Raw genomic sequence first — 25,087 nt, 5'->3', positions numbered from 1 at the left:
TTTATATGCATTCAACGGGTATGAAAACGATCCTGCGCCATCCGGATCAGCGGCGCACGGGTACGTTTTATGCCGCTGCCCGCATCCGCTTCCGGTAATGCATAGCAGGCCGCCGGACGCATAAAGGCAGGCAGTTCCGCCTGACACCAGTCACTGAAATGCTGCCGCTGTTCCTCTGTCCAGTCATCATAATCACGGATCAGATACACCGGCACAGCACCAAACTCGTCACTGCTGACCGGTACCACCAGACACTCCGTGATCAACGGGTAGTGCATCAGCTGCTTTTCTGTCATTTCCGGCTGCACATTCTCGCCGCCGCAGCAGAAAAGATTATCCAGCCGGCCGTCGATCACCAGCTCACCGTCCTGCATATGGCCTTTGTCACGGGTCGGATACCAGCCGTCATGGGTCGGCAGTGTATGCAGTGCGCCGTTCAGCCAGACACCGGCGGCAAAACTGTCACCTTTAACCAGGATTTGCTGTTGTTCATCCAGTCGAATACCTTTGCCGGACAGCGGATGCCCGACACCCGGTTTGCCGTCCGCCCGTTTGGCACAGACAGTTGAAGCAAATTCAGTCATGCCGTAGCCGCACCAGCAACGGATCCCGCGGGCTTCTGCCGCTTCCGTCAGCGCAACAGGAATAGCCGCACCACCCAACAGAACATCCCGCAGCGGCGGCAGAGGTTCCGGTGATTGCAGCAGACGCCAGAGCTGAGTCGGCACCAGTGAGGCGTGCGTGCATCCGCGCAGTGATTCCGCCAGCGTTTCACCGTCTGCCCGCACCACCATTTCACCGCCCTGTAACAGCCAGCGCCAGAGGATCCCCTGTCCGGAAACATGACACAGCGGCAGCGATAGCAACCAGCTGTCACCTGCCTGATAGTTCAGCAGCGACACCACGCCCTGTGCCGCAGCCAGATGCGCGACCGGACGGTGGGCAATGGCTTTCGGTAACCCGGTGGATCCGGATGTCAGGATCAGTGTTGCCAGCCGTTTCGGATGCGGAATCACATCCGGCGGTGCTGTGCCGTTCACAGACGGATCCAGTGTTTTCAGCGGCAGCGCGATTGTGCCGTCGCTCCGGTCACACACATAATCCGCATCGAGTGACGCAACCAGTTCCGTCTGTAACCCGCGCGGCAGCGCAGGATTGAGTGTCAGAATCACCGCCCCGCAGCGCAGCAGCGCCAGAAAATCGATCACCAGCGCTGTGCTGTTTTTGCCGCGCAGCACCACGCAGTTACTTTCCCGCAATCCCTGCTGATAAAACCCGGCGGCACGGGCATCCGCCAGCGCCGTCAGCTCTGTCCATGTCAGCGATGAGTCCGCACAGCGCAGCGCGGTTTTATGCGGCATCTGCTGAGCATGTGCAACCCACGGCCATTGTGCTGCCGTCATTACCATTGTCCTGTCTGAGTTAATTGTTCTGTCGTTATCAGCGCCAGTGTGCTGCCCGGCCACGGGCGCACCAGCTGTGATTGCATCAGGGAAAGCGTATCCAGCCCCGGCAGGGTATCCGGGGTCAGCCATCCGGCAAGACGCGCCAGTTGTGTCAGGCCGAAACTGCTCTCCACCGAGGAGCTGATCACCGCCTGCAACCCTTCGCGGTGCGCCGCAGTGATCAGTTCACGGCAGCGGGCGATACTGCCCGTCAGCGTGGGTTTGATCACAATCGCTGCCACACCGGGCTGTGCTGTTACCGTAAATCCCGGTTCACGGACAGATTCATCCCAGGCAATGGCGATACCGGTGTCCTGTGCATAACACAGGGACTCTTCCGGCGTTTTGCACGGCTCTTCGAGAAAATCAATCCGCGTGCGGTGTTCCGGTGCGACATATTTCGCGAAGCCGTCCGCTTTGGCGCGGGTCCAGCTGCGGTTGGCATCCAGACGCAGACGCAGATCAGGCACCGCCTCCAGCAGCAGATTCACCACCATGCCGTCCCGGACTGCCTCATACAGCCCGACTTTCACTTTGGCGATTTTCTCACCGTCCATGGCATCGAGCGCAAGGATCAGATCATCCGGGTCACCGGTGCAGAGCGGTGCTTTGCGGGTGCTGAGGATCTGCGGCAGCGTATCATCCAGCTCAGCAAGTGCGCAGCTCAGGCCGAATGCGACTGACGGCAGCGGGCTTTCCGCCGGATTATTGCCCTGACACCAGGCCGCGATCCACGCTTCTGCCGCCTGTTGTGCTTGCGCAAGGGTTTCGCTGCTGAATTCCGGCAACGGGGAGATTTCCCCCCACCCTTCACGACCATCCTCCCGCAGACAGACCAGCAGCCCGTCACGGGTTTTCAGGCGCTGATTACGCAAAATAACGCCTGCCTCCATCGGCAGGCTGAAACTGTATAATGTGGCGTGGCGCATTACGGGTTACGTTTGAATTTAGAGAAATCCGGTGAGCGTTTTTCGTTAAATGCGTTACGCCCTTCCTGACCTTCTTCGGTCATGTAGAACAGCATGGTGGCATTACCCGCCAGCTCCTGAAGACCGGACTGACCGTCACAATCCGCATTGAGTGCCGCTTTCAGGCAACGCAGCGCCATCGGGCTGTTTTCCAGCATCTCACGGCACCAGCGCACGGTTTCTTTTTCCAGTTCCGCGTAAGGCACAACAGTGTTGACCAGTCCCATATCCAGCGCTTCCTGCGCGTTGTACTGACGGCACAGGAACCAGATTTCACGGGCTTTTTTCTGACCGACAATCCGCGCCATATAAGAGGCACCCCAGCCGCCGTCAAATGAACCGACTTTCGGCCCGGTCTGACCGAATACTGCATTATCTGCCGCAATAGTCAGATCACAGATCATGTGCAGCACATGACCGCCGCCGATAGCGTAACCGGCAACCATGGCGACAACCGGCTTCGGACAGGTGCGGATATCGCGCTGTAAATCGAGGACATTCAGATGATGTGTGCCGCTGTCATCACGGTAGCCGCCGTAGTCACCGCGGATCTTCTGATCACCGCCCGCACAGAACGCTTTTTCGCCCTGTCCGGTAAAAATAATGGTACCGATGCCGTCATCATAACGGGCATTCGCCAGCGCGCTGATCATCTCTTTCACTGTTAACGGACGGAACGCGTTGCGCACCTGCGGACGGTTAATGGTGATTTTGGCGATCCCGTCTTTTGATTTATGAAACAGAATATCCTGATAATCGCCGGTACAGTCGACCCATTCAACCGGGGCAGAGAGCTTTTCTTCGCTCGGATACATCATAGCGGTGAGTTCCTTAAACAGAATGTAATGATAAAAATGTCCGGACTGCCTCCGCAAACGCGGCGGGATTTGCCTGATGGGTGTTATGCCCGGCATATTGGATAGTCCGTAACGGAAAATGGTGTGCCTCTGCAATGGCGCGGAATTTGCTGTCCCGTTCACCACAAAGATAGAGCAGCGGCAGATTCAGGTTATGCAGTTTCTCCGCCAGCTGCGGCTGATGCCCGAGGGAAGTGTCAGAGAGCATATCCGCAATCGCAAAAGCATTATGGTGCAGATGCTGTTCCACCCGCTGCTGCCGCTGAACTTCATTGAGATCAGCAAAAACGCCCTGACGATACCAGTCATACAGCACCGATGCCAGCGGGCGTTCACGTAACTGTTGTGCCCAGCGGTTATCGTGCAGCAACCGGGCATTGCGCTCATCGAGTGTGGCAAGCCCGGGATTCCCGGCTTCGATAATCAGCCCGTGCAATCCTGCCTGGTCGCCGTATGCCGCGTGATACATGGCGAGCCGACCGCCGAGTGAATAACCGATCAGCCAGTAATCGTCTATCTGATGCGCAGCCAGGGTATCAGCAATCAACTGACTGACATGCGGAAAATTGTTGGCGCGGACGGATTGCGAGCCGCCGTGGCCCGGTAAATCAATCAGTAATGAGGGATAGTGTCCGGCTTCTTCTGCCGCCAACAGCCACTCTTCCTTATTTCCCCACAGGCCGTGCAGCCAGACCAGCCACGGGCCGGGCCTCTCCGCATAACAGCGCTGTGCGGCCAGAACCGTCATTGTGCTGCCTCACAGACCAGCTGCTGAAGGTATTTTGCCCCTTCGTCACCGTTTGTCACCACCTCAATCACTGTCGCGGCGTGCTGTGACCAGGCTTTGCTGACCGCGGCTTTCAGTGACGGCCAGTCCTGCGGGGCACTGTAGCTGAGGCCGAACATCTGCGCCGCACCGGCAAAACGGACCGACTGCGGCATACAGTAGAAGCGCTGACGCTCCTGCTCCGGTGTCGGCAGCATGGAAAAGATTTGTCCGCCGTTGTTGTTGACGATCAGCAGCACAAACGGCCCGGAGGTATAACGCAGCAGCGCCAGGCTGTTGAGATCATACAGCGCGGAGATATCCCCGACGACAGCAAGTGCCGGTTTGGCACTGCCGCGCTGAACACCGGCTGCGGTGGAAATCAGGCCGTCGATACCACTCGCCCCCCGGTTGCTGTACACCGGATAGCCGCACGGCAACTGAGCAAATGCATCAATCAGCCGGACAATCAGACTGTTACCGGCAAATAATACGCCCTGCGGCGGCAGCAGTTCCGGCAGGCGGCAGGCAATCTGCGCTTCGCCCCAGCCATCACCCAGGGTTTCCGTGACACGGGTGTTCAGTGTCTGCGTCCACTCTGCCAGTTGCGGCGCCCACGGCGTACGGTTTTGTGCCGGATGGTCATCCAGCCATTCGCTGACACTGCACTCAAATTTTCGGCCCCGGTGATTTGCCGGGTCCAGCCGTCCCGGAATGGTATCCACAATCCAGTATTCCGGCGGTGTACACGCAGCCTGCCACTGTAAAAGCCGTTTGCCGGTCAGACTTGAGCCGAACTGGATCACCACATCGGCCTGAGCCAGTACGTCGCGGTAACGCGGGGACGCCAGCCAGAGATCGGCATGCGGCAGCAGTTGCCCGGTCTGGGACAACACATCACTGATCAGCGGCCAGCCGAGGCATTCCGCCCACTGGCGCAACTGTTTACCTTCGGCGGCCTGCATACGTCCGGCAATAATCACACCTTTTTTTTGCCGCCAGAAAAACCAGTCATCCACGCTGATCACCGGGGTACAACGGGTCTGCTGCAACCAGGGTTTATCACTCTGCCACCAGTTGCCGAGCTGTGCCTGCCATTCCTTACCGGTCTGTCCGTCATCATCATACAGCGGCTCGGCAAACGGGCAGTTAATATGCGCCGCGCCGTGCTGCAGACGGTTCATGATGTCATCGAGGGAAGAGACCAGCCAGGACGCGGGGATATCAAAAACCGGACGCGGCAATGCCAGTGCGGCAAACGGATGAGAGGAAAAAATACCGGGCTGGCGGATAGCCTGGTTTGCACCGCAGTCAATCAGTTCCGGCGGGCGGTCGGCGGTGAGAAAAACAAGGCGTTCGCCGGTCAGTCCGGCCTCAATCAGAGCCGGATAAAGATTTGCCACCGCCGTACCGGACGTGACAATCACCGCCACCGGCAGCCGGGTGCTTTTCGCCAGTCCCAGCGCCAGATGCGCAAGCCCGCGCTCATCAAAATGAGTGTGACAGATAAAGTTGTCATCGGCGGCGGCAGCCAGTGTCAGTGGTGTTGACCGGGATCCCGGCGCGATACAGATATGACGCAATCCGTGACGGCTGAGCGCCTCCAAAATCACTTCCGCCCAGCGGCGGTTCAATGCACTGTTTGACATAGCTCACCTTTCCTGACCTGTAGTTCTCCGTAGTCTACGGATTGACTCAGGAAATACCTTAATGTAGTTCAATAAACCGGTAGATTATTTCACGGTTTCTGCCCCGGTAAGCAGAAAATGGCACAATCAGTGAGCGTCGCTCTCCAGCAGGGTTCGCAGCCCGGCGGCTTTGTTTTCAATTTCGCTCCACTCCGCCTGCGGATCCGAACCGGCGACAATCCCCGCGCCGGCATACAAATCCACCCGGCTGCCGCTGATTTTCGCGCAGCGCAGCGACACCGCAAATTCACTGCGTGACGGGCTGCAATAACCGCCGCTGCCTGCATACCAGTCACGGTCAAACGGTTCGTTATCCCGCAAAAAGGCCAGCGCGGCACTGCGCGGCAGACCGGCAACAGCGGCCGTCGGCTGAAGGCGCTGTAAACAATCGCTGTCACGGGGGGCATATAACGCGGCAGAAATAACGCGATAAAGATGCTGCACTTTGCGCAGGCGGATAACGGCTGCTGCGCTCACATCCAGCGCACTGACCGCCCCCTGCAGGCGCTGACAAATATCATCAACCACCACACTGTTTTCATGCACATTTTTTTTATCAGAAAGAAGCCACTGCGCGGCTTGTGCCGCGCGGTCATCTTCCGGGTAATTCGCCACGGTTCCCGCCAGCGCTTCGGTATACAACTGAGCCCCTGCCCTGAAGTAGAGACGCTCCGGCGGCGAGGCCACAAAAGCCGTGTCCGGTCCGGTGGCGAGCATATAGTGAAAACAGTGGTGATTACAGTCACAGCTGGCCTGCATAAAGGCCGCCGGAGAGACCGGTGCGGAGAGTTCCAGCGCGGTTTTACGGGCCGTCACTACTTTTTCCATTTCGCCGCCGGTGATAGCCGTTACCGCATCTGTCACCAGTTGTATCCAGCCTGCTTCATCCGGCTGATGCCGGGCACTGATAATCGTGCTGTGCAGCGCCGGAAGCGCGGTTTGCCAGACCAGCGAACGTAAAAATGTCAGGGTTTCTTCCGCCGGGCGGCGGCTGTCAATATTGACCAGAAAGTGTGTTTCATTGCCGGATATCCGCAGTTCGGCGCGGGGAACAAACAGATAACTGCCGCCGGTGCCCTGTGCCGGAGACGGGGTATCAAACTGCCAGCTGTTCAGCCCCCAGATCCGGATTTGACTCTGTGCAGGCAACGTATCCAGCAGTGCCTGTGCCTCGCTGATATGTGTGAAACGGCACACTTCCCCGCACACCGCTGCTGTTTCTGTGCCGTCACGGTGCTGCCAGTAAAACTGCGGCCAGCAGGTCTGGGCATTCAGCCAGCCGGTCAGAGCTGACGGGGATAATGCATCAGCCAGTGACGGCGGTAACGTCACCGCGTACTGATAAATACCATCGGGTTTATTTTTGTTATTCGTTAATTCAGTACAGACCTGAGAAATAAAATCAGAAAAAAGAGTCACTGCTTGCTCCGGATATGCAAAATGCGCGGGTCACTGTGATTATACGGTGAGATAAAAATTATTAAAACCATCCTTCTTTTTTATCCTTGTCACCGCTGTGCATTTTAAGCCATTAATGCGGAAACCGATGCTGTTTCGGCCCCATTCACTACGGAGTTATGTATCTCATTACAGGGAGATATTTATGCACACACAAACCATGCCGGCTGACCGGCTTATTACAGCTGATGAAATAGGCCCGGCCACATTAAAATTACTCCTGAATGACGAGGAGGATACTTTCCGGCCAGCAGGAATATTCACACACAATGATCTGGTTCAGATCAAACGTTATATCAATTACGGAATGATGCTGCCCCGGGAAACAGACGATGTTATTGAGTTTATCGGCTACCGCGATACTGAACTGCCGGGATTTGAACCTCATAATATTCAGCGTCTGTTTTCTCATATTTATCAGCACGCGCTGAGCTGGGAACAGGTTGAATCCATGACTAAACAACAGGCGATTGATCTTGAAATTGCCGGTGCCGGTATCACAACGACCGGGAATTATATTCTTAATGCAATAAATGAGATGCCGGTTATTACTCAGGCAAACATAATGATGCAGGATACACCACTACCAAATTTGAAAGATATTATCTATAAACGGCAGGATCAGATTATTTCCGGTGAATTGACAAAAATATTAACCGTCATGCGGGATGACATCACTGAAGAAAGGAAAAAAACACAGCGGGTAAAAAATAGTATCGCCCGCTTCCGGCTGGAGCTGATCGGGGGACTGGATGATTCCGGTAATGAGATCCCGTCGCTGATTTATGAAGTAAAGCGCAAGCAAAAAGTATTGTTAAAAAGCCGGAGCGACGATACTACCGCCGATTTGCAGTCACAGATCAAAGTCAGAAGAGAAGAAATTGAGATCCTGAAACGGGAGTACAACCAGTTTGTGAAGCTGTCTTTTTCCGGCCTGGTCGGCGGGATAATCGGACTTATCATCACCGGGGGGATCTTCGGCTACCGGGCCGAACAGGTAAGGCGGCGTAAAAATAAAATGATTGAGGAAGTAGCGGAACTGGAGGAACAAATTGTCACTCAGCAAAACATACAGCAACTGATTATTAAGCTGGATAAAGAACTCAATACGCTGGACGGTTATTTCACTGACGCGCATATTGCGCTCGATCATCTGGATTTTATGTGGCAGGTCATGCTGACTGAAATCAGTGAATCGCTGAATACGTTTATGCAGATAAATGATGCATACAGCCTTTTACAGTTTTCATTGCAACTGAAAAAAATCACGCTTCCGTGGCAGCGGGTCCGGGGTTATGCAAAAGAACTCGTTGCTATTTTTGATACCGCTAATCTGGCTGCATAATAAGGAAAATCACATGACGCATTCTGACATTAATCCTGAACATATTACTCTGGCACACTTAAGAGCTAAAAATCATGATATCAATAACAATGCCGAAACATTATCACTGCCCGCAGCCGACCTGCATTTTCAGATCCGTGATATAAAAAAATGGCAGACCAGAATACTGAATATGATTTCCGCTGAGTCCGCGATTATTTATTCTCATCTTCATAATTTTGATCTTGAAAATTTACTCGGCACATTTTCTCCGGATACAGGGATGAATCTGTTTTCACTTCCCCATGAAAAGCAAATTTATGAATTTTTGACCAGCCAGATGAATACTATTTATCATTCGGTGAACAACATTAATACCCTGTTTAATACTGAATTTGATGCCACCGCTATTCCGCTGTTACAAGGCGGGTTATTGCACCATCAGTCTTATCTGGACAAGGCTATCAGCAATGCACTGCCGGATATTGATAAATTTAAATGCGATAAACGCTATTGGGAGGAAAAACTGGCAGTCATTATTCAGTCTGAGGAAATTATTCATCAGCGCGGATTCCAGTCACTTTTCGGTACCACCACGCTGCCGACAACCGAACAACTGAAGAATGTGGAGATGTCCTCTTCCGAGCGGTTTATTATGGATGAGCTCCACCGGATTATTTCAGCGGTTATCAATACATTAACCGAAGGATTGAGTTATGTTCAGCTGGTCGAAACCCGGACGACACTCAGTCAGCGGATCTATGACCTCAGTAAACTTATCCTTAATCTGAAAAAAGACCTGAAGCAGTTGCAGGATCATATGCAGGAAATCAGCAGCGCCCTGACATTGCTTCCGAAACTGCGGGAATTTAACAACCTGATCAGTGCGGTATTATTATTCTGGCTGCAAAGTGTCCGCCAGTATGAACCGTATTTCAGTCAGAATGTTCCTCTTCCCGGGCTGGATACCCTTATCCTTGCGCAGCGCCGCTATTTCTCGGTATTTATCGGGATGGCATAAAAAAACCGGGCTGATTGCGGCCCGGTTTTTCTCAGTACAAATATCAGTAACTCAGTACCGCATATCCGGTCAGGGTGATAAACGGCTGCGGCCAGATACCGAGCACGATCACAATAATCGCGGAGAGCAGTACCACAATACCGCCGGCACTCATTGCCCAGTTGGACGGTGCCATACGGGCCGGTGACGCCGAACCGCGGATATAGAGGCTGATCATCATACGCAGATAGTAGTACAGACCGATTGCACTGCCGAGTACCACTGCGGCGGTCAGCCACCACAGTTCCGCATTCACGGCGGTTGCCACCACGAAGAACTTACCGATAAAGCCGAAGGTCATCGGGATCCCCGCCAGAGACAGCATCATCACCGTCATGACCGCAGCCAGAACCGGCTTGCGCCAGAACAGACCGCGATAAGCATGCAGGGAATCCGCATCCGGCCCGGTGTACGGGCTGGACATCAGACTGACCACACCGAACGCACCGAGGCTGGCAAACAGATAACCGGCCAGATAGATACCGGCGGTCTCTTCCGCCAGTTTCGGATCATTCACCGCGATAAAGGCCACCAGCAGATACCCGAGGTGTGCGATCGAAGAGTAACCCAGCATACGCTTGATGCTGTTCTGGGTGATCGCCATCAGGTTACCGAACAGGATTGAGGCAATCGCAATCACCGTCAGAACAATCTGCAATGTCCCGGAATCCGCCATCGGTGCCAGCACCAGCAGGCGCAGTACTGCGGCAAAAATCCCGATCTTACTGGCGGTTGCCAGGAAGGTGGAGACCGGTGCCGGGGCACCCTGATACACATCCGGTGTCCATAACTGGAACGGGAACAGTGACAGCTTAAAGCCGATACCGACAATCATCATGCCCAGACCGGTCAGCACCAGCGGCCGGTGAATCTGACTGTCCGCCAGGCTGCGGCCTAAACCGGCAAAGGATAAATCACCGGATTCCGCGTACAGCAGCGCCATCCCGAACAACAGGAAAGACGAGGCTGCCGCAGACATCAGCATATATTTGATAGAGGCTTCCAGTGAGCGTTTCTGACGGAAGGCATAGCCGATCAGCCCGAACAGCGGCAGCGTCAGCAGTTCAATCCCGATAAAGAAGGACGCCAGGTGATCCGCTCCCGACAGCAGGATGCCGCCGAGTGTGGCAATCAGTACCAGCAGATAGAACTCTTCTTTGTTATCCGGATAGGTCTCCAGCCACGAATACGCAAAGGTCGTGGTGGCCAGTGACGACATCAGGATAAGCCCGGTGTAAAACATGCTGTAGCCGTCGATGTGCACCAGCGGTGTCACATCCATCGGCTGCTGCTGCCCGACAAAGTACAGCGACAGCAGCGCAAGGTTCAGACCGACGACAGTCAGTGTGGCATTAATAAAGTGATCGCGTCGCCACGCAATGGACAGCATCACAACCACCACTGTCAACCCGATAATCAGCAGTGGTGAGAGTGCGATCAGTTGTTGAGGAGTTATTGTCATGGCGCGTTACAACCCTGTATTTGAAATTGAAGCAGTGTACCACTGCTGAATGTTTGCCATCGCCGCTGACGAAGTATCCAGCACCGGCTGCGGGTAAACACCCAGAATCACCAGTAAGACCACCAGCAGCATCACGATGGAAAATTCACGCAGATTCATGCCCGCGATAGGCTCTTCAGACTTCGGTGCGCCGTAATACGCCTGCTGCATCATCCACAGCGCGTAAACGGAGGCAAACACCAGACCCGCCGAGGAAATCACGGTGATCAGGGTGTAGTTGCCGAAACTGCCGAACAGGATCATGAATTCACCGACGAAGTTACCGGTGCCCGGCATCCCGAGCGTTGCCACCGCAAAGAACAGTGACAGTGCAGGCAGGAACTTAATCCGCTTCCACAGGCCGCCCATCTGGCGCATATCACGGGTACCGAGGCGCTCATATAACTGACCGCACAGAATAAACAGACCCGCCGCAGACAGACCGTGTGCAATCATCTGCACTACCGCGCCCTGATACGCCAGCATACTCGCCGAGTAAATCGCAATCAGCACGAAGCCCATATGCGACACACTGGTGTAGGCGATCAGACGCTTGATATCCGCCTGTTTAAACGCCATCCACGCGCCGTAGAAGATACCGACGACACCCAGCCACATGGCGATAGGTGTGAAATCGGCAGAGGCTTCCGGGAACAGCGGCAGACTGAAACGCAGAAGACCATACGCCGCGGTTTTCAGCAGAATACCCGCCAGGTCGACAGAACCGGCTGTCGGTGCCTGACTGTGTGCATCCGGCAGCCAGCCGTGCAGCGGTACCACCGGCATCTTGACCGCGAATGCGATAAAGAAGCCCAGCATCAGCATATACTGCACACCATAGCTCATCGGCGTATTCAGCAGATCTTCATACGCGAAGCTCCACTGACCGGTGGCGTTCTGATGAACAATCGCCAGTGCCATAATGGCAATCAGCATCACCAGACCGCTCGCCTGGGTGTAGATGAAGAATTTGGTCGCCGCCCCGATACGGGTTTTGCCGTCGGAACCGCTGTGTCCCCAGAGTGCGATCAGGAAGTACATCGGCACCAGCATCATTTCCCAGAAGAAGAAGAACAGGAAAAGATCCATCGCCAGGAACACGCCCATCACACCGCCGAGGATCCACAGCAGGTTCAGATGGAAGAAGCCCTGATACGGCTGGTTTTCACCCCAGGAACAGAGGATAGCCAGCAGGCCGAGCAGCGCGGTCAGCACTACCATCAGCAGCGACAGACCATCCAGAGCCAGATGAATATTGATGCCGAAACGCGGGATCCACTCCAGGAAATACTGCTCCTGCCAGTCCGGAATACCTTTCGGGTTAACTAAGCTGTAGTTCCCCTGCATCCACAGATACAGAGAAAGAAATAACGTGATCCCCATCGCCAGCAGCGCGATCCAGCGCGGCAGCTTTGTGCCGAAGCGCTCAGCCTGCCAGCACAGCAGGCCGCCGATGAAGGGAAGTAAAATCAGCCAGGGTAATAGCATGGCGCAATGTGTCCCTTATTTAAACCAAAAACAGCAGAGCGAGAACCAGCACTGCACCCAGCCCCATAGAGGCGATATACCAGCGGACCTGTCCGTTTTCACTCAGGCTCAGTCCTTTGTTACTCCAGCGGGCAAACAGCGCAGGCAGATTCATCAGGCTGTTCAGCGGGTCACTCTGCAGCAACCAGCCCACCGCTTTGAACGGCTTAACAAAAATCGCATCATACAGGTCATCAAAGCCCCATGCGCGGAACCACCAGGCCGAGAAGAAACGTCCCGGCGCGGAGTTTGCAATCGCTGTCACCAGCGTGCGGCGTCCCAGCCAGAGCATTGCGGCCAGCACAATCCCCGCCACAGCAACCACACCGGAAATAATTTCGGTAGTCAGTTTGCCGTCAGCAGAACCGGTCAGGGTTTCCGCCGGGAACACACCGTGCAGCGGCTGCGGGATAAAAGCACCGGCGGCAGTGGAGAGCACCATCAGCACCAGTAACGGGAAAGTATGGGTAAAGCCTTTCACCGTATGCGCCTGTGTATGTTCTTTGCCGTGGAACACGATGAAAATCATCCGGAAGGTATAGAGCGATGTCATAAAGGCACCGACCAGACCGGCGATAAACAGCGGGTTCTGCCCCTGAACCACCGCACCCCACAGGATCTCATCTTTACTGTAGAAACCGGCGGTAATGAGCGGCAGCGCAGCCAGTGCGGCACCACCGACCAGGAAGCAGAGATAGACAAACGGAATTTTTTTCCGCAGTCCGCCCATCTTAAAGATGTTCTGCTCGTGGTGGCAGGCCAGGATCACCGAGCCGGAGGCCAGGAATAACAGGGCTTTGAAGAATGCATGGGTCATCAGGTGGAAAATCGCCGCATCCCACGCCTGCACACCGAGCGCCAGGAACATATAACCAATCTGGCTCATGGTGGAGTAGGCGAGAACACGTTTGATATCCGTCTGCACCAGCGCGGCAAAACCGGCCATCACCAGGGTGACAGCACCGACCACGCCGACTAAATGCAGCACTTCCGGTGATAACAGGAACAGCTCATGGGTACGGGCAATCAGATACACACCCGCGGTGACCATGGTCGCGGCGTGGATCAGTGCCGAAACCGGTGTCGGACCGGCCATGGCATCCGCAAGCCAGGTCTGGAGTGGTAACTGCGCGGATTTACCGACCGCACCGCCGAGGATCATCAGTGTCGCCCAGAAAATCAGGTCAGAACCGGCTGCGATATGCTGCGGTGCCAGAACCGCCAGTTCCCGGAAGCTCAGGGTGCCCAGTTTATCCCACAGGATAAACATGCCGATCGCCAGGAACACATCACCGATACGGGTGACGATAAAGGCTTTCATTGCCGCCGCGCCGTTGGCCGGATTGGTGTAATAGAAGCCGATCAGCAGATAACTGCACAGCCCCACCCCTTCCCAGCCGAGGTACATCAGCAGCATGTTATCGGCCAGCACCAGAATCACCATACTGGCGATAAACAGGTTGGTGTAGGCGAAGAAGCGGGAGTAGCCCTCTTCACCGCGCATATACCAGGAGGCATACATGTGGATCAGGAAACCAACCCCGGTGACCACGCCCAGCATGGTCAGCGACAGGCCGTCCAGTACCAGGGTAACCGGGATGGAGAAGGAAGCGGTATCCATCCATGTCCACAGTGTCTGCTGATACACCCCGCCGCCGTTGGCGAAGAAATCCATCCCCGCCCACAGCGCCGTGAGTGCCGCCAGTCCCACCGACCCGGTGCCGATGGTGGCTGACACATTTTCTGACCAGCGGCCGCGTGAAAAGGCTAATAACAGAAAGCCAATCAGCGGCAGCAAAATGGTTAAAAAGAGTAAGTTCATCCGCGCATCTCACTGACTTTATCAATATCCAGATCCTGACGCTGACGATGCAATTGCAGCAACAGTGCCAGCCCGATACTCGCTTCAGCCGCCGCCAGACTGATGGCCAGGATATACATCACCTGTCCGTCCGGCTGGTTCCAGTAGCTGCCGCCGACGACAAACGCCAGAGCCGCCGCGTTAATCATCACTTCCAGACCAATCAGCATAAACAGCAGATTGCGGCGGATCACCAGACAGGTGAAACCGAGGATGAAGAGCACAGCCGCGAGAATTAATCCGTGGTGCAGAGGGATCATGCTTTTTCCTCCGTGTTGCGCTGACTGACAAGATCGCCGCCCGCTTTTTCGTCACGCCCGATGTGGTATGCCACCACCAGACCCGCCAGCAGCAGGAAGGAGGCCAGTTCCACCACCAGAACATACGGGCCGAACAGACTGATACCCACCTGTTTCGCGGTAACCACCTCACCGGCGATACCGTTATCTTTCAGAGAGCTGATGCCGTAAATCATCACGCCGAGCAGAACTGCCGAGAGCAGGCCCGGCCCCATCCAGACAGATGGGGACAGCCATTTTCGTTCCTGATCGACAACCGCCCGCCCGAGGTTGAGCATCATCACCACAAACACGAACAGCACCATGATGGCACCCGCGTAGACGATAATCTCCAGTGCCCCGGCGAAATACGCGCCAAGGGCAAAAAAGACCGCAGAGAGTGCCAGCAGCGAGGTAATCAGATACAGCAGCGCATGCACCGGGTTGGTCTGTGTGATGACACACAGCGTAGCCAGAATGGCGATCAGTCCGGCGACATAAAAGGTAATTTCCATGTATGTTCTCCCCTTATGGCAACAGACTTTTCACATCAATCGGCTTGGCTTCATTGTCGGCTTCGCCTTTGGCTTTGCCCGCAACCGCCATCCCGGTTTTGTGATAGAAATTATAGTCAGGATATTTACCCGGACCGGAGATTAATAAATCCTCTTTCTCATACACCAGATCCTGACGCTTAAACTCACCCAGTTCGAAATCCGGCGTCAGCTGGATGGCGGTGGTCGGGCAGGCTTCTTCGCATAATCCGCAGAAGATGCAGCGTGAGAAGTTGATGCGGAAAAATTCCGGATACCAGCGGCCGTCCTCATGCTCTGCTTTCTGCAGAGAGATACAGCCGACCGGACAGACCGCGGCGCACAGGTTACAGGCGACACAGCGCTCCTCGCCGTCCGGGTCGCGCGTCAGCACAATCCGGCCGCGGTAGCGCGGCGGCAGGTAAACCGGCTCTTCCGGGTACATCTGGGTTTCGCGTTTATGGAAGGCATGAAGCCCTATCATCCAAATACTGCGTACCTGGGTGGCGAAACCAACCACTAACTCTTTCAATGTCATGGTTCAATCACCCCTTATTGAGCTATCAGGATCACGGCTGCTGTCACCAGCAGGTTTATCAGTGTCAGCGGCAGACACACTTTCCAGCCGAATGACATCACCTGGTCATAACGCGGTCGCGGCAGCGACGCACGGATCAGGATAAACATCATCATAAAGAAAGCGGTTTTCAGCGCGAACCAGACAAACGGCGGCAGGAATGGTCCGTGCCAGCCCCCGAAGAACAGCGTCACAATCAGGGCGGAAACTGTCACGATACCGATATATTCCCCGACGAAGAACAGACCGAACTTCATCCCCGAATATTCAATGTGATAACCGTCCGCCAGTTCCTGTTCAGCTTCCGGCTGGTCAAACGGGTGACGGTGACACACTGCCACGCCCGCAATCGCAAAGGTGATAAAGCCGAAAATCTGCGGAATGACGTTCCAGACTGTGCTCTGCGAGTTGACGATATCCAGCAGGTTAAAGGAACCCGCCTGCGCCACCACACCCAGAACCGAGAGTCCGAGGAACACTTCATAACTGACCGTCTGCGCCGATGCACGCATTGCGCCGAGCAGTGAGTATTTGTTGTTACTCGACCAGCCCGCGAACAGCACGGCATACACCGCCAGTCCCGCCAGCATCAGGAAGAACAGGATCCCGATATTGAGATCCGCCACCACCCAGTCCGGGCTGACCGGCACAATCGCAAAGGCCAGCAGCAGCGAGGTGAATGCCACCATCGGTGCCAGGGTGAAGATAAAGCGGTCAGCGAATTTCGGTGTCCAGTCCTCTTTAAAGAACATTTTGATCATGTCCGCGACCAGCTGGAGCGACCCGCCCCAGCCCACACGGTTCGGCCCGTAACGGTTCTGGAACAGCCCCAGCAGGCGGCGTTCACCGAAGCTCATAAAGGCACCGCAGGTCACAACCACCAGCAGGATCACAACGGCTTTGAGAACATTAATCAGCACATCGATTAATTCAGGTGTAAACCAGCTGCTCATTGTGCCACCTCCTGCAGATTAACCGCCGCACCCGCCAGTACCGGCGAAATGCCCGGCATGCCCAGCGGCAGACCGATTTGTCCGGCTGTCAGCTGCGTGCTGATGCGCACCGGCAGTGTCAGTGTGCCGTCAGACAGCTGTACCGACAGAATCTGACCTTCCGCCACATTAAGCTGCTGTGCATCCTGTGCATTTAACATCACATAGCTGTCCGTCATACGTTCCTGAATCACCGGCGCCCGCTGTGATAACTCCTCACTGCCGAACAGGTGATAATACGGCGCAACCGTCCAGACATTCTGCTGCGGCGCAAATGCCGCCGGGATGGCGCTGAAATAATCCATACCGCCGTCTTTTTCGCTGAACAGACGCACACCCGGATCACCGAAACGCAGATGACCACCCACTTCCGCCTGGAATTTGTTCCATGCCTGCGGTGAGTTCCAGCCCGGCGCCCAGGCAAACGGAATTTGCTGGCGCGGTGCTGCTGGGCTGTTGTTCCCTTCCATCGAGAAGGCAAACGCCGTGTCTTTGTCCTGCGGCTGACGCTGCTCATGAACACTGATATTCGCCAGCATCGCGGTACGCCCGCTGTAGCGGTGCGGCTCACGGGCCAGTTTCTGTCCGCGGATACGGAATGCGGCATCCGGTGCGGCATCTTTGATACCGGCCAGGTGCGGCATCTGCTCAATGCAGGCATCAATCACATGATCCAGCTGTGACCAGTCACGGGTGTTTTCATTCAGGTCATTGTACAGCGCCGTCAGCCAGCGCCAGCTTTCATGCATAATGATGGATTTATCGTAGAAGGATGGCTCATACACCTGGAAGAAGCGCTGTGCGCGGCCTTCGTGGTTGATGAGTGTGCCGTCACTTTCCGCAAAACTGCTGGCGGAGAGGATAAGTGACGCTTTATCCATGATGTCAGTGCGCTGATGATCCAGCACAATCACATTTGCGGCGGCATCCAGCGCACAGTCAACAGCGGCTTTATCCGCATGGCGGTAAAGGTCATTTTCCATCACCACCACAGTATCCGCGCTGCCGTCTGCCAGCAGAGCCAGTGCTTTATCCAGCGGCTGAGCTTCTGTCATGGCGACACCAAAGCTGTTGGCTTCCGCGCCGACAAAAGTCAGCCCGGCGTCAATGCCTTTATCTTTCAGTGCCCAGGCCACATTTGCCGCCGCCTGAATCAGTGCGTCACTGCCCGGGTTGCTGCCGCTGATAATCAGCGGTTTTTTCGCACCACTGAGTGCCTGTGCAATCATTTCTGCCTGCGCTTTCACATCAGCCGGTAAATCCGTCACCGCCGGGGCCGTGTTATCAATGATATTGGCAACGGCAAAGCCCAGACGCGCCTGATCATCCACCGGGGCGTTGTAATGCAGTGCCGCCACATCTGCCAGACGGGTGGTATCCACCGCCGTGACAAACAGCGGGTATTTCGCACGCTGGCCGATATTCTGGATAGCGGCAATCTGCCAGTCCGCCACTTTCTGTGCAGCGGCCATTTCGCGGGCTTTGCCCTTCACAGCCTGACGGACAGAGAGTGCCACTCGGGCAGCGGTTTGGGTCAGATCTTCACCCAGCACCAGCACCGCATCATAGTTTTCCATCTCACGCAGTGACGGCGTATAGATTCCGCCCTGCTGTAAGATTTCCAGCATCATTTCCAGGCGGTGCTGTTCACCGGCGGACAGGCCGCTGAAGAAGTTTTCCGCCCCGACCAGTTCACGCAGTGCAAAGTTGCTTTCCACACTGGCACGCGGCGAACCGATACCGATGGTACGTTTCGCGTGATACAGCATATCTGCCGCCGCACGTTCCGCCTGCTCTGCATTGATGGTGATCCAGTCATCACCACGGCGCTGCTGCGGCTGACGCGGACGGTCATCACGGTTGACATAACCGTAACCGAAGCGGCCTTTGTCACACAGGAAGTAATGGTTGATGGTGCCGTTATAACGGTTTTCGATACGGCGCAGTTCGCCGTAACGCTCGCCCGGGCTGATGTTACAGCCTACGCTGCACTGCTGGCAGATGCCCGGTGCAAACTGCATATCCCATTTGCGGTTATAACGTTCAGAGTGAGTTTTATCGGTAAAGACCCCGGTCGGACAAATTTCGACCAGGTTACCGGAGAATTCACTTTCCAGCGTGCCGCTTTCCGGACGCCCGAAGTACACGTTGTCGTGTGCGCCGTAAACCCCGAAATCTGTACCGTCCGCATAATCTTTGTAGTAACGGACACAACGGTAACAGGCGATACAGCGGTTCATTTCATGTGCAACAAACGGCCCCAGCTCCTGATTCTGATGGGTACGTTTTGTGAAGCGGTATTTGCGCACGGAATGCCCGGTCATGACGGTCATATCCTGAAGATGGCAGTTACCGCCCTCTTCACAGACAGGACAATCGTGCGGGTGGTTGGTCATCAGCCACTCCACCACACTTTCCCGGAACTGTTTGGCTTCTTCATCATCAATTGAGATAAAGGTGCCGTCCTGTGCCGGTGTCATACATGACATTACCAGACGACCACGGGTGTCATCGGCATTCTGATATTGCTTTACCGCACACTGGCGGCAAGCGCCGACGCTTCCCAGCGCCGGATGCCAGCAAAAATACGGAATATCAAGTCCGAGCGAAAGACAGGCATGCAGCAGGTTATCCGCGCCGTCGACTTCATATTCTTTGCCGTCTACATGTATTGTAGCCATAGTCAGCATGCTTCCAAAAGGCCTGCTATGCAGGCGTTAAACGAAAATCCGTAAGGGATCACCAGCGCTGCTTCAGCAGGTTCGGCTGGATCCCGGCAATGGTCTGCACGTTGCCGTAAACCGGCTGTACGATCCCCGCTTCAAATTCATCACGGAAATATTTGATCGCACTCTGTAACGGCTCTACCGCGCCCGGCGCGTGTGCGCAGAAGGTTTTACCCGGTCCCAGGAAACGACATAATTGCTCTAATGTCTCAATGTCTCCCGGCTGGCCTTCCCCTTTTTCTATTGCGCGCAAAATTTTCACGCTCCACGGCAGTCCGTCACGGCACGGTGTACACCAGCCGCAGGATTCGCGGGCAAAAAATTCTTCGAGGTTACGGGTCAGTGATACCATGTTGATTTCATTATCCACCGCCATTGCCAGCGCCGTTCCCAGACGGCTGCCCGCTTTGCCGATATGCTCAAAATCCATCGGTAAATCAAGGTGATCCTGTGTCAGGAAATCGGTTCCCGCACCGCCCGGCTGCCAGGCTTTTAAGGTCAGTCCGTCGCGCATGCCCCCGGCGTAATCTTCGAGGATTTCACGGGCGGTGGTGCCGAACGGCAGTTCCCAGACCCCCGGATTTTTCACGCGGCCGGAAAAGCCCATCAGTTTGGTCCCGGCATCGGTACTTTTGCCTTCACTCAGACCGATGTACCACTCTTTGCCGTGTGCCAGAATCGCCGGTACGTTACACAGGGTTTCGACGTTGTTGACACAGGTCGGTTTTCCCCATACACCGGAACTGGCCGGGAACGGCGGTTTGGAGCGCGGATTAGCGCGGCGGCCTTCCAGGGAGTTAATCAGCGCGGTTTCTTCCCCGCAGATATAACGCCCGGCACCGGTGTGCACAAACAGCTCGAAATCAAACCCGCTGCCGAGGATATTTTTCCCCAGCAGACCGGCGGCTTTCGCTTCTTCAATGGCATGACGCAGGTGTTTCGCTGCCTCGATGTACTCGCCGCGCAGGAAGATATAGCCCCGGTATGCTTTCAGGGCGAAGGCGCTGATCAGCATCCCTTCCACCAGCAGGTGCGGCAGTTGTTCCATCAGGAGCCGGTCTTTGTAGGTGCCCGGTTCCATTTCATCGGCGTTACACAGCAGGTAACGGATATTCATGCTCTCGTCTTTCGGCATCAGGCTCCACTTCAGACCCGTGGAGAACCCCGCACCGCCGCGGCCCTTCAGACCCGCATCTTTGACAAGACTGGTGATCTCATCCGGTGCCATGCCTTTCAGGGCGCGTTCCGCCCCCGCATAACCGTTTTTGCTGCGGTATTCATCCAGCCACACCGGCTGATGGTCATCGCGCAACCGCCAGGTGAGAGGATGGGTTTCCGCAGTACGGCAAACCGTTTTCACTGTCATGGATACTGCTCCAGTAACGTTTCAATGGCTTCAGGCGTCACGTGACTGTGGGTATCTTCATCAACCATCATGGTCGGCCCTTTGTCACAGTTCCCGAGGCAGCAGGTCGGCAGCAGCGTAAAGCGGCCGTCGGCGGTTGTCTGTCCCGGCTGAATATTCAGTTTGCGCTCGAGTGCCGCCTTGATCCCCTGGTAACCGGTGATGTGGCACACCACGCTGTCACAGTAACGGATCACATGGCGGCCGACCGGCTGGCGGTAAATCTGGCTGTAGAATGTCGCCACACCTTCCACGTCACTCGCCGGGATGCCCAGCACATCGCTGATGGCGTAAATCGCGCCGTCTTCCACCCAGCCACGGTGCTTCTGCACAATTTTCAGCGCTTCGATGGAGGCGGCACGCGGATCTTCGTAATGGTGTTTTTCCGCTTCGATTTCGGCGCGCTCTTCGTCACTCAGCACAAAATCAGGTTGTTTTCCGGCTGGCTGCGCCGCATTCACTGCGCCTTGCAGTGCTTTTTTTGCTTCAGGGTTCAGTTCTTGCATAATCAGCGATCCACATCCGACATAACGAAATCGATACTTCCGAGGTACACAATCAGGTCAGAGACCAGGCTGCCGCTGATCACCGACGGGATCTGCTGCAGATGGGCATAACTTGGTGTACGGATTCGGGTACGGTAACTCATGGTGCTGCCGTCACTGGTCAGGTAGTAACTGTTAATCCCTTTCGTGGCCTCAATCATCTGGAACGATTCCTGAGCCGGCATCACCGGACCCCATGACACCTGGAGGAAGTGGTTAATCATGGTTTCAATGTGCTGTAACGTGCGCTCTTTCGGCGGCGGCGTGGTCAGCGGGTGATCTGCTTTAAACGGCCCTTCCGGCATGTTTTTCAGGCACTGTTCCAAAATGCGCAGACTCTGGCGCACTTCTTCCACTTTCAGCATCACGCGGTCATAGCAGTCGCCGTTGGCGGCAACAGGCACTTCAAAATCGAAATTCTCATAACCGGAATACGGACGCCATTTACGCACGTCGAAATCAATCCCGGTGGCACGCAGACCGGCACCGGTCACACCCCAGTCGAGGGCTTCTTTCGCGTTGTAAGCAGCTACGCCGACAGAACGGCCTTTGAGAATGGAGTTTTTCAGTGCGGCAGTGACATAGGATTCCAGACGTTTCGGCATCCAGTCGAGAAAATCACGCAGCAGGCGATCCCAGCCTTTCGGCAGATCGTGCGCCACACCACCGATACGGAACCAGGCCGGATGCATACGGAAACCGGTAATGGCTTCCACCACATCATAAATTTTCTGGCGATCGGTAAAGGCAAAGAAGACCGGCGTCATCGCCCCGGTATCCTGAATAAAGGTACTGATATACAGCAGGTGACTGTTAATGCGGAACAGTTCTGACAGCATCACGCGGATCACATCCACACGCGCCGGAACTTCGATGCCCGCCAGTTTTTCCACCGCCAGCACATACGGCATTTCGTTAACGCAGCCGCCAAGGTATTCGATACGGTCGGTGTACGGAATGTAGCTGTGCCAGGACTGGCGCTCACCCATTTTTTCCGCACCACGGTGGTGGTAGCCGATATCCGGCACACAATCGACAATCTCTTCACCGTCGAGCTGAAGGATGATACGGAACGCACCGTGAGAAGACGGGTGGTTCGGGCCGAGGTTCAGGAACATAAAGTCCTCGTTCTCGTTGCCGCGCTTCATGCCCCACTCTTCCGGTTTGAAGGTCAGCGCCTCCATTTCCAGATCTTCTTTCTGTTTGGTCAGAACAAACGGATCAAATTCCGTTGCCCGCGCCGGGTAATCTTTACGCAGCGGATGCCCTTCCCAGGTCGGCGGCATCATAATACGGCGCAGATTCGGGTGTCCGTCGATAATGATACCGAACATTTCCCAGGTTTCACGCTCATACCAGTTCGCATTCGGGAATGCGGAAATCACCGTCGGTACATGCAGGTCGTTTTCATTCAGCGCCACTTTGAGCATGATATCGCGGTTACGCTCAATGGAAATCAGGTGATAAAACACGGAATAGTCCGCCGCCGGCAGACCTTCGCGGTGGGTGCGCTGACGCTCATCCGTCCCGTGCAGGTCAAACAGCATCACATACGGTTTCGGCAGCGATTTAAGATAAAACAGCACTTCCAGAAGCTGCTCACGCTTCACCCAGACGACCGGCATCCCGGTGCGTGTCGGCTGAACCGTAAATGCGTCAGGACCGAACTTACGGCGCAGTTCCTCAATGACCGGATCATCCAGGTAATCATGAGTCTGCCACGCGGGACGCTGTGCGGTCTGCGTATTACTTTCTGTCATCATTCTTCACCACAACAGTTGTTCAGGGTTCAATGGACGCAACACATTGCAAATATTGCGCCCGGTGGCCCGAAAGCCTTAAATTTCGTCCGGAGAGCGCAGGTTGGTCACCGCAATCCGTTCACCGCGTTTTCGTTCTTTTTCTGACTGCATATTGGCGCGGTAAACGCCCTGATCACCGACTACCCAGGACAGCGGGCGGCGCTCTTTTCCGATAGATTCCTGTAACAGCATTAATGCCTGCATATAGGCTTCAGGACGCGGCGGGCAGCCCGGAATATACACATCCACCGGAATAAATTTATCCACACCCTGCACGACAGAGTAAATGTCATACATACCGCCGGAGTTGGCACAGGAGCCCATAGAGATAACCCATTTCGGTTCCAGCATCTGGTCATACAGGCGCTGAATTACCGGGGCCATTTTGGTAAAGCAGGTTCCGGCCACAACCATAAAATCCGCCTGACGCGGGGAGGCACGCAGCACTTCCGCACCAAAACGGGCAACGTCGTGCACCGCCGTAAAGGAGGTCACCATCTCTACATAACAGCAGGAAAGACCGAAGTTATACGGCCACAGGGAGTTTTTACGGCCCCAGTTAACCATATCGTGTAATGCATGTTCGAGTTTCCCCATATACACGCTGCGGTGAACGTGTTGCTCAAGCGGGTCACTGACAACCTCTTGTTTTTGCAGGGGATAACGGTCATTCTCACCGTTTGGATCGATGCGGGTGAGCGTATAATCCATCTTGTGCCTCACTATTGACTACGGTTGATTGTTATTGATTTTGTTCACAACGCTCGGGTGTTTCACCTCGCGGCGTGAACGTGCAGGCGTCCAGTCCAGCGCGCCGATACGTGCCAGATAGAAAAGCCCTGCCAATAACACCAGAATAAAGATCGCGGCTTCGGTGAACCCTATCCAGCCCGATTCTCTGACCGAAACAGACCAGGCGAAAAGGTATAAGGCTTCAACATCGAAAATCACGAAAAACATGGCGACCAGGTAGAACTTTGCAGACATCCGCAGGCGTGCGCTGCCGACCGAGTCAATACCTGATTCGTAAGGGAGATGTTTGGCGCGTGCTTTTGCACGGCCCCCGAGATAACGGGCGCCCAGCAACATAAATGCACATAACCCGAGAGCACCTAAAAGGTAGATGGCAAATGCCCAGTTATGGGCCAGAACTTCAGTGGCTGTTGACATACTCATTGCTTACTCATTAAAGGTGGTGTTGCCTGCCGTACCTGCATACAGCACCACAGCGACACACGAGAGGAACAACTCAGTGGCGGATACAACACTTATCGTGATGAGAAAGCCGGTAACCCGGATTGTTCCCCGCTCTTCCCAATTTTGTTACAAACCGTCAACTTAAGATTAACCCGTTATGCGACTTTATCGCTAAAACGAGTCAGTAAGTAACTAAATTGAAAATTAACTTTATTATATTAACGGATAGATCGCTTTTACTAACCCATTATCTCAGGAAAAACCTGTCTTTCCATCGGTAAATAGGGGCAATATTTTTGATCTCAGTCACAGTTTGGCTGAAAATTATTTAACAAATGATTAATTCATCATCATTTCTTAAAACCTGAGAAAATCAGTCAGGTTTTTAACAAAGTTTTATTGCAATGTAATGAGCACGGTTAATTTTGGCAATCACAGAACATGTGTTTTGTTAACATTGTAACAAACAAGTAAACAAAACTGCGATATGACGCTTAAAATGACATCAAAAACCGGAACACGGCGTGATGCTGTTAACATTTATATGATATTTCCGTACCGGCGGAGAGGATACAAA

21 protein-coding genes are annotated in these 25,087 nt (G+C 54.8%); 2 read left to right on the top strand and 19 right to left on the bottom strand.

What is annotated here, in order from left to right:
- Positions 1 to 11: 11 nt before the first annotated feature.
- From menE to N7387_RS01870, 6 genes are all read right to left on the bottom strand, one after another.
- Positions 12 to 1,403, bottom strand: coding sequence for an o-succinylbenzoate--CoA ligase (menE, locus tag N7387_RS01895; protein WP_279796399.1), 1,392 nt, complete (start codon positions 1,401 to 1,403; stop codon positions 12 to 14).
- A complete protein-coding gene (menC, locus tag N7387_RS01890; protein WP_279796397.1) occupies positions 1,403 to 2,374 on the bottom strand; it encodes an o-succinylbenzoate synthase in 972 nt (323 codons plus the stop codon). Before menC ends, menE begins: the two co-directional genes overlap by 1 nt.
- The gene (gene menB / locus N7387_RS01885; protein ID WP_143971230.1) at positions 2,374 to 3,231 is read right to left on the bottom strand and encodes a 1,4-dihydroxy-2-naphthoyl-CoA synthase; all 858 of its coding nucleotides are present in this window, start codon (positions 3,229 to 3,231) and stop codon (positions 2,374 to 2,376) included. The genes menC and menB overlap by 1 nt, the downstream gene beginning before the upstream one ends.
- Before the next feature lie 13 nt (positions 3,232 to 3,244).
- Positions 3,245 to 4,018: a 2-succinyl-6-hydroxy-2,4-cyclohexadiene-1-carboxylate synthase gene (gene menH, locus N7387_RS01880; RefSeq protein WP_279796394.1), complete on the bottom strand. Its 774-nt coding sequence runs from the start codon at positions 4,016 to 4,018 to the stop codon at positions 3,245 to 3,247.
- The gene (gene menD / locus N7387_RS01875) at positions 4,015 to 5,685 is read right to left on the bottom strand and encodes a 2-succinyl-5-enolpyruvyl-6-hydroxy-3-cyclohexene-1-carboxylic-acid synthase (RefSeq protein WP_279796392.1); all 1,671 of its coding nucleotides are present in this window, start codon (positions 5,683 to 5,685) and stop codon (positions 4,015 to 4,017) included. The genes menH and menD overlap by 4 nt, the downstream gene beginning before the upstream one ends.
- A gap of 126 nt (positions 5,686 to 5,811) precedes the next feature.
- Positions 5,812 to 7,143, bottom strand: coding sequence for an isochorismate synthase (locus tag N7387_RS01870; protein WP_279796390.1), 1,332 nt, complete (start codon positions 7,141 to 7,143; stop codon positions 5,812 to 5,814).
- A gap of 184 nt (positions 7,144 to 7,327) precedes the next feature.
- On the opposite strand from N7387_RS01870, the gene N7387_RS01865 reads away from it, so the two are divergent.
- Complete coding sequence (locus N7387_RS01865) at positions 7,328 to 8,527, top strand: alpha-xenorhabdolysin family binary toxin subunit A (protein ID WP_279796388.1); 1,200 nt, start codon at positions 7,328 to 7,330, stop codon at positions 8,525 to 8,527.
- Positions 8,528 to 8,540: 13 nt separating this feature from the next.
- The gene (locus N7387_RS01860; RefSeq protein ID WP_279796385.1) at positions 8,541 to 9,527 is read left to right on the top strand and encodes an alpha-xenorhabdolysin family binary toxin subunit B; all 987 of its coding nucleotides are present in this window, start codon (positions 8,541 to 8,543) and stop codon (positions 9,525 to 9,527) included.
- Between the two features lie 43 nt (positions 9,528 to 9,570).
- On the opposite strand, the gene nuoN is transcribed toward N7387_RS01860, so the two are convergent.
- The 13 genes from nuoN to N7387_RS01795 form a co-directional block, all read right to left on the bottom strand.
- Positions 9,571 to 11,028, bottom strand: a complete 1,458-nt coding sequence (gene nuoN / locus N7387_RS01855) for an NADH-quinone oxidoreductase subunit NuoN (protein WP_279796382.1) — start codon at positions 11,026 to 11,028, stop codon at positions 9,571 to 9,573.
- A 6-nt stretch (positions 11,029 to 11,034) separates the two neighbouring features.
- Positions 11,035 to 12,555, bottom strand: coding sequence for an NADH-quinone oxidoreductase subunit M (gene nuoM / locus N7387_RS01850; RefSeq protein WP_279796380.1), 1,521 nt, complete (start codon positions 12,553 to 12,555; stop codon positions 11,035 to 11,037).
- Between the two features lie 19 nt (positions 12,556 to 12,574).
- Positions 12,575 to 14,416 (bottom strand): NADH-quinone oxidoreductase subunit L, encoded by a 1,842-nt coding sequence (gene nuoL, locus N7387_RS01845; RefSeq protein ID WP_262861475.1) that lies wholly within the window; start codon positions 14,414 to 14,416, stop codon positions 12,575 to 12,577.
- Entirely contained in the window at positions 14,413 to 14,715 is a 303-nt protein-coding gene (gene nuoK, locus N7387_RS01840; RefSeq protein ID WP_004235168.1) for an NADH-quinone oxidoreductase subunit NuoK, read from the bottom strand. The genes nuoL and nuoK overlap by 4 nt, the downstream gene beginning before the upstream one ends.
- On the bottom strand, positions 14,712 to 15,248 hold the full coding sequence (nuoJ, locus tag N7387_RS01835) for an NADH-quinone oxidoreductase subunit J (protein WP_072868616.1): 537 nt from the start codon (positions 15,246 to 15,248) through the stop codon (positions 14,712 to 14,714). Before nuoJ ends, nuoK begins: the two co-directional genes overlap by 4 nt.
- Before the next feature lie 13 nt (positions 15,249 to 15,261).
- Entirely contained in the window at positions 15,262 to 15,804 is a 543-nt protein-coding gene (gene nuoI / locus N7387_RS01830; protein WP_004235164.1) for an NADH-quinone oxidoreductase subunit NuoI, read from the bottom strand.
- A 14-nt stretch (positions 15,805 to 15,818) separates the two neighbouring features.
- Positions 15,819 to 16,796, bottom strand: coding sequence for an NADH-quinone oxidoreductase subunit NuoH (gene nuoH, locus N7387_RS01825; protein WP_004235162.1), 978 nt, complete (start codon positions 16,794 to 16,796; stop codon positions 15,819 to 15,821).
- Positions 16,793 to 19,525 carry an NADH-quinone oxidoreductase subunit NuoG gene (gene nuoG, locus N7387_RS01820; RefSeq protein WP_279796373.1) on the bottom strand — a complete coding sequence of 911 codons (2,733 nt, stop codon included), beginning with the start codon at positions 19,523 to 19,525 and terminating at the stop codon, positions 16,793 to 16,795. The genes nuoH and nuoG overlap by 4 nt, the downstream gene beginning before the upstream one ends.
- A gap of 49 nt (positions 19,526 to 19,574) precedes the next feature.
- Positions 19,575 to 20,927 carry an NADH-quinone oxidoreductase subunit NuoF gene (gene nuoF, locus N7387_RS01815; protein WP_004239866.1) on the bottom strand — a complete coding sequence of 451 codons (1,353 nt, stop codon included), beginning with the start codon at positions 20,925 to 20,927 and terminating at the stop codon, positions 19,575 to 19,577.
- Entirely contained in the window at positions 20,924 to 21,472 is a 549-nt protein-coding gene (gene nuoE, locus N7387_RS01810) for an NADH-quinone oxidoreductase subunit NuoE (RefSeq protein ID WP_004235157.1), read from the bottom strand. Before nuoE ends, nuoF begins: the two co-directional genes overlap by 4 nt.
- A 2-nt stretch (positions 21,473 to 21,474) precedes the next feature.
- Positions 21,475 to 23,271: an NADH-quinone oxidoreductase subunit C/D gene (nuoC, locus tag N7387_RS01805; RefSeq protein ID WP_279796531.1), complete on the bottom strand. Its 1,797-nt coding sequence runs from the start codon at positions 23,269 to 23,271 to the stop codon at positions 21,475 to 21,477.
- Between the two features lie 78 nt (positions 23,272 to 23,349).
- On the bottom strand, positions 23,350 to 24,024 hold the full coding sequence (locus N7387_RS01800; RefSeq protein WP_004235152.1) for an NADH-quinone oxidoreductase subunit B: 675 nt from the start codon (positions 24,022 to 24,024) through the stop codon (positions 23,350 to 23,352).
- An 18-nt stretch (positions 24,025 to 24,042) separates the two neighbouring features.
- Positions 24,043 to 24,489, bottom strand: coding sequence for an NADH-quinone oxidoreductase subunit A (locus N7387_RS01795; protein WP_004235150.1), 447 nt, complete (start codon positions 24,487 to 24,489; stop codon positions 24,043 to 24,045).
- Positions 24,490 to 25,087 lie beyond the last annotated feature (598 nt).

The organism is Morganella sp. GD04133 (assembly GCF_029835375.1).
GTDB lineage: Bacteria > Pseudomonadota > Gammaproteobacteria > Enterobacterales > Enterobacteriaceae > Morganella > Morganella morganii_B.
The sequence above is the reverse complement of the archived record's forward strand: the minus strand, read 5'-3'. Positions and strand labels throughout refer to the sequence as shown.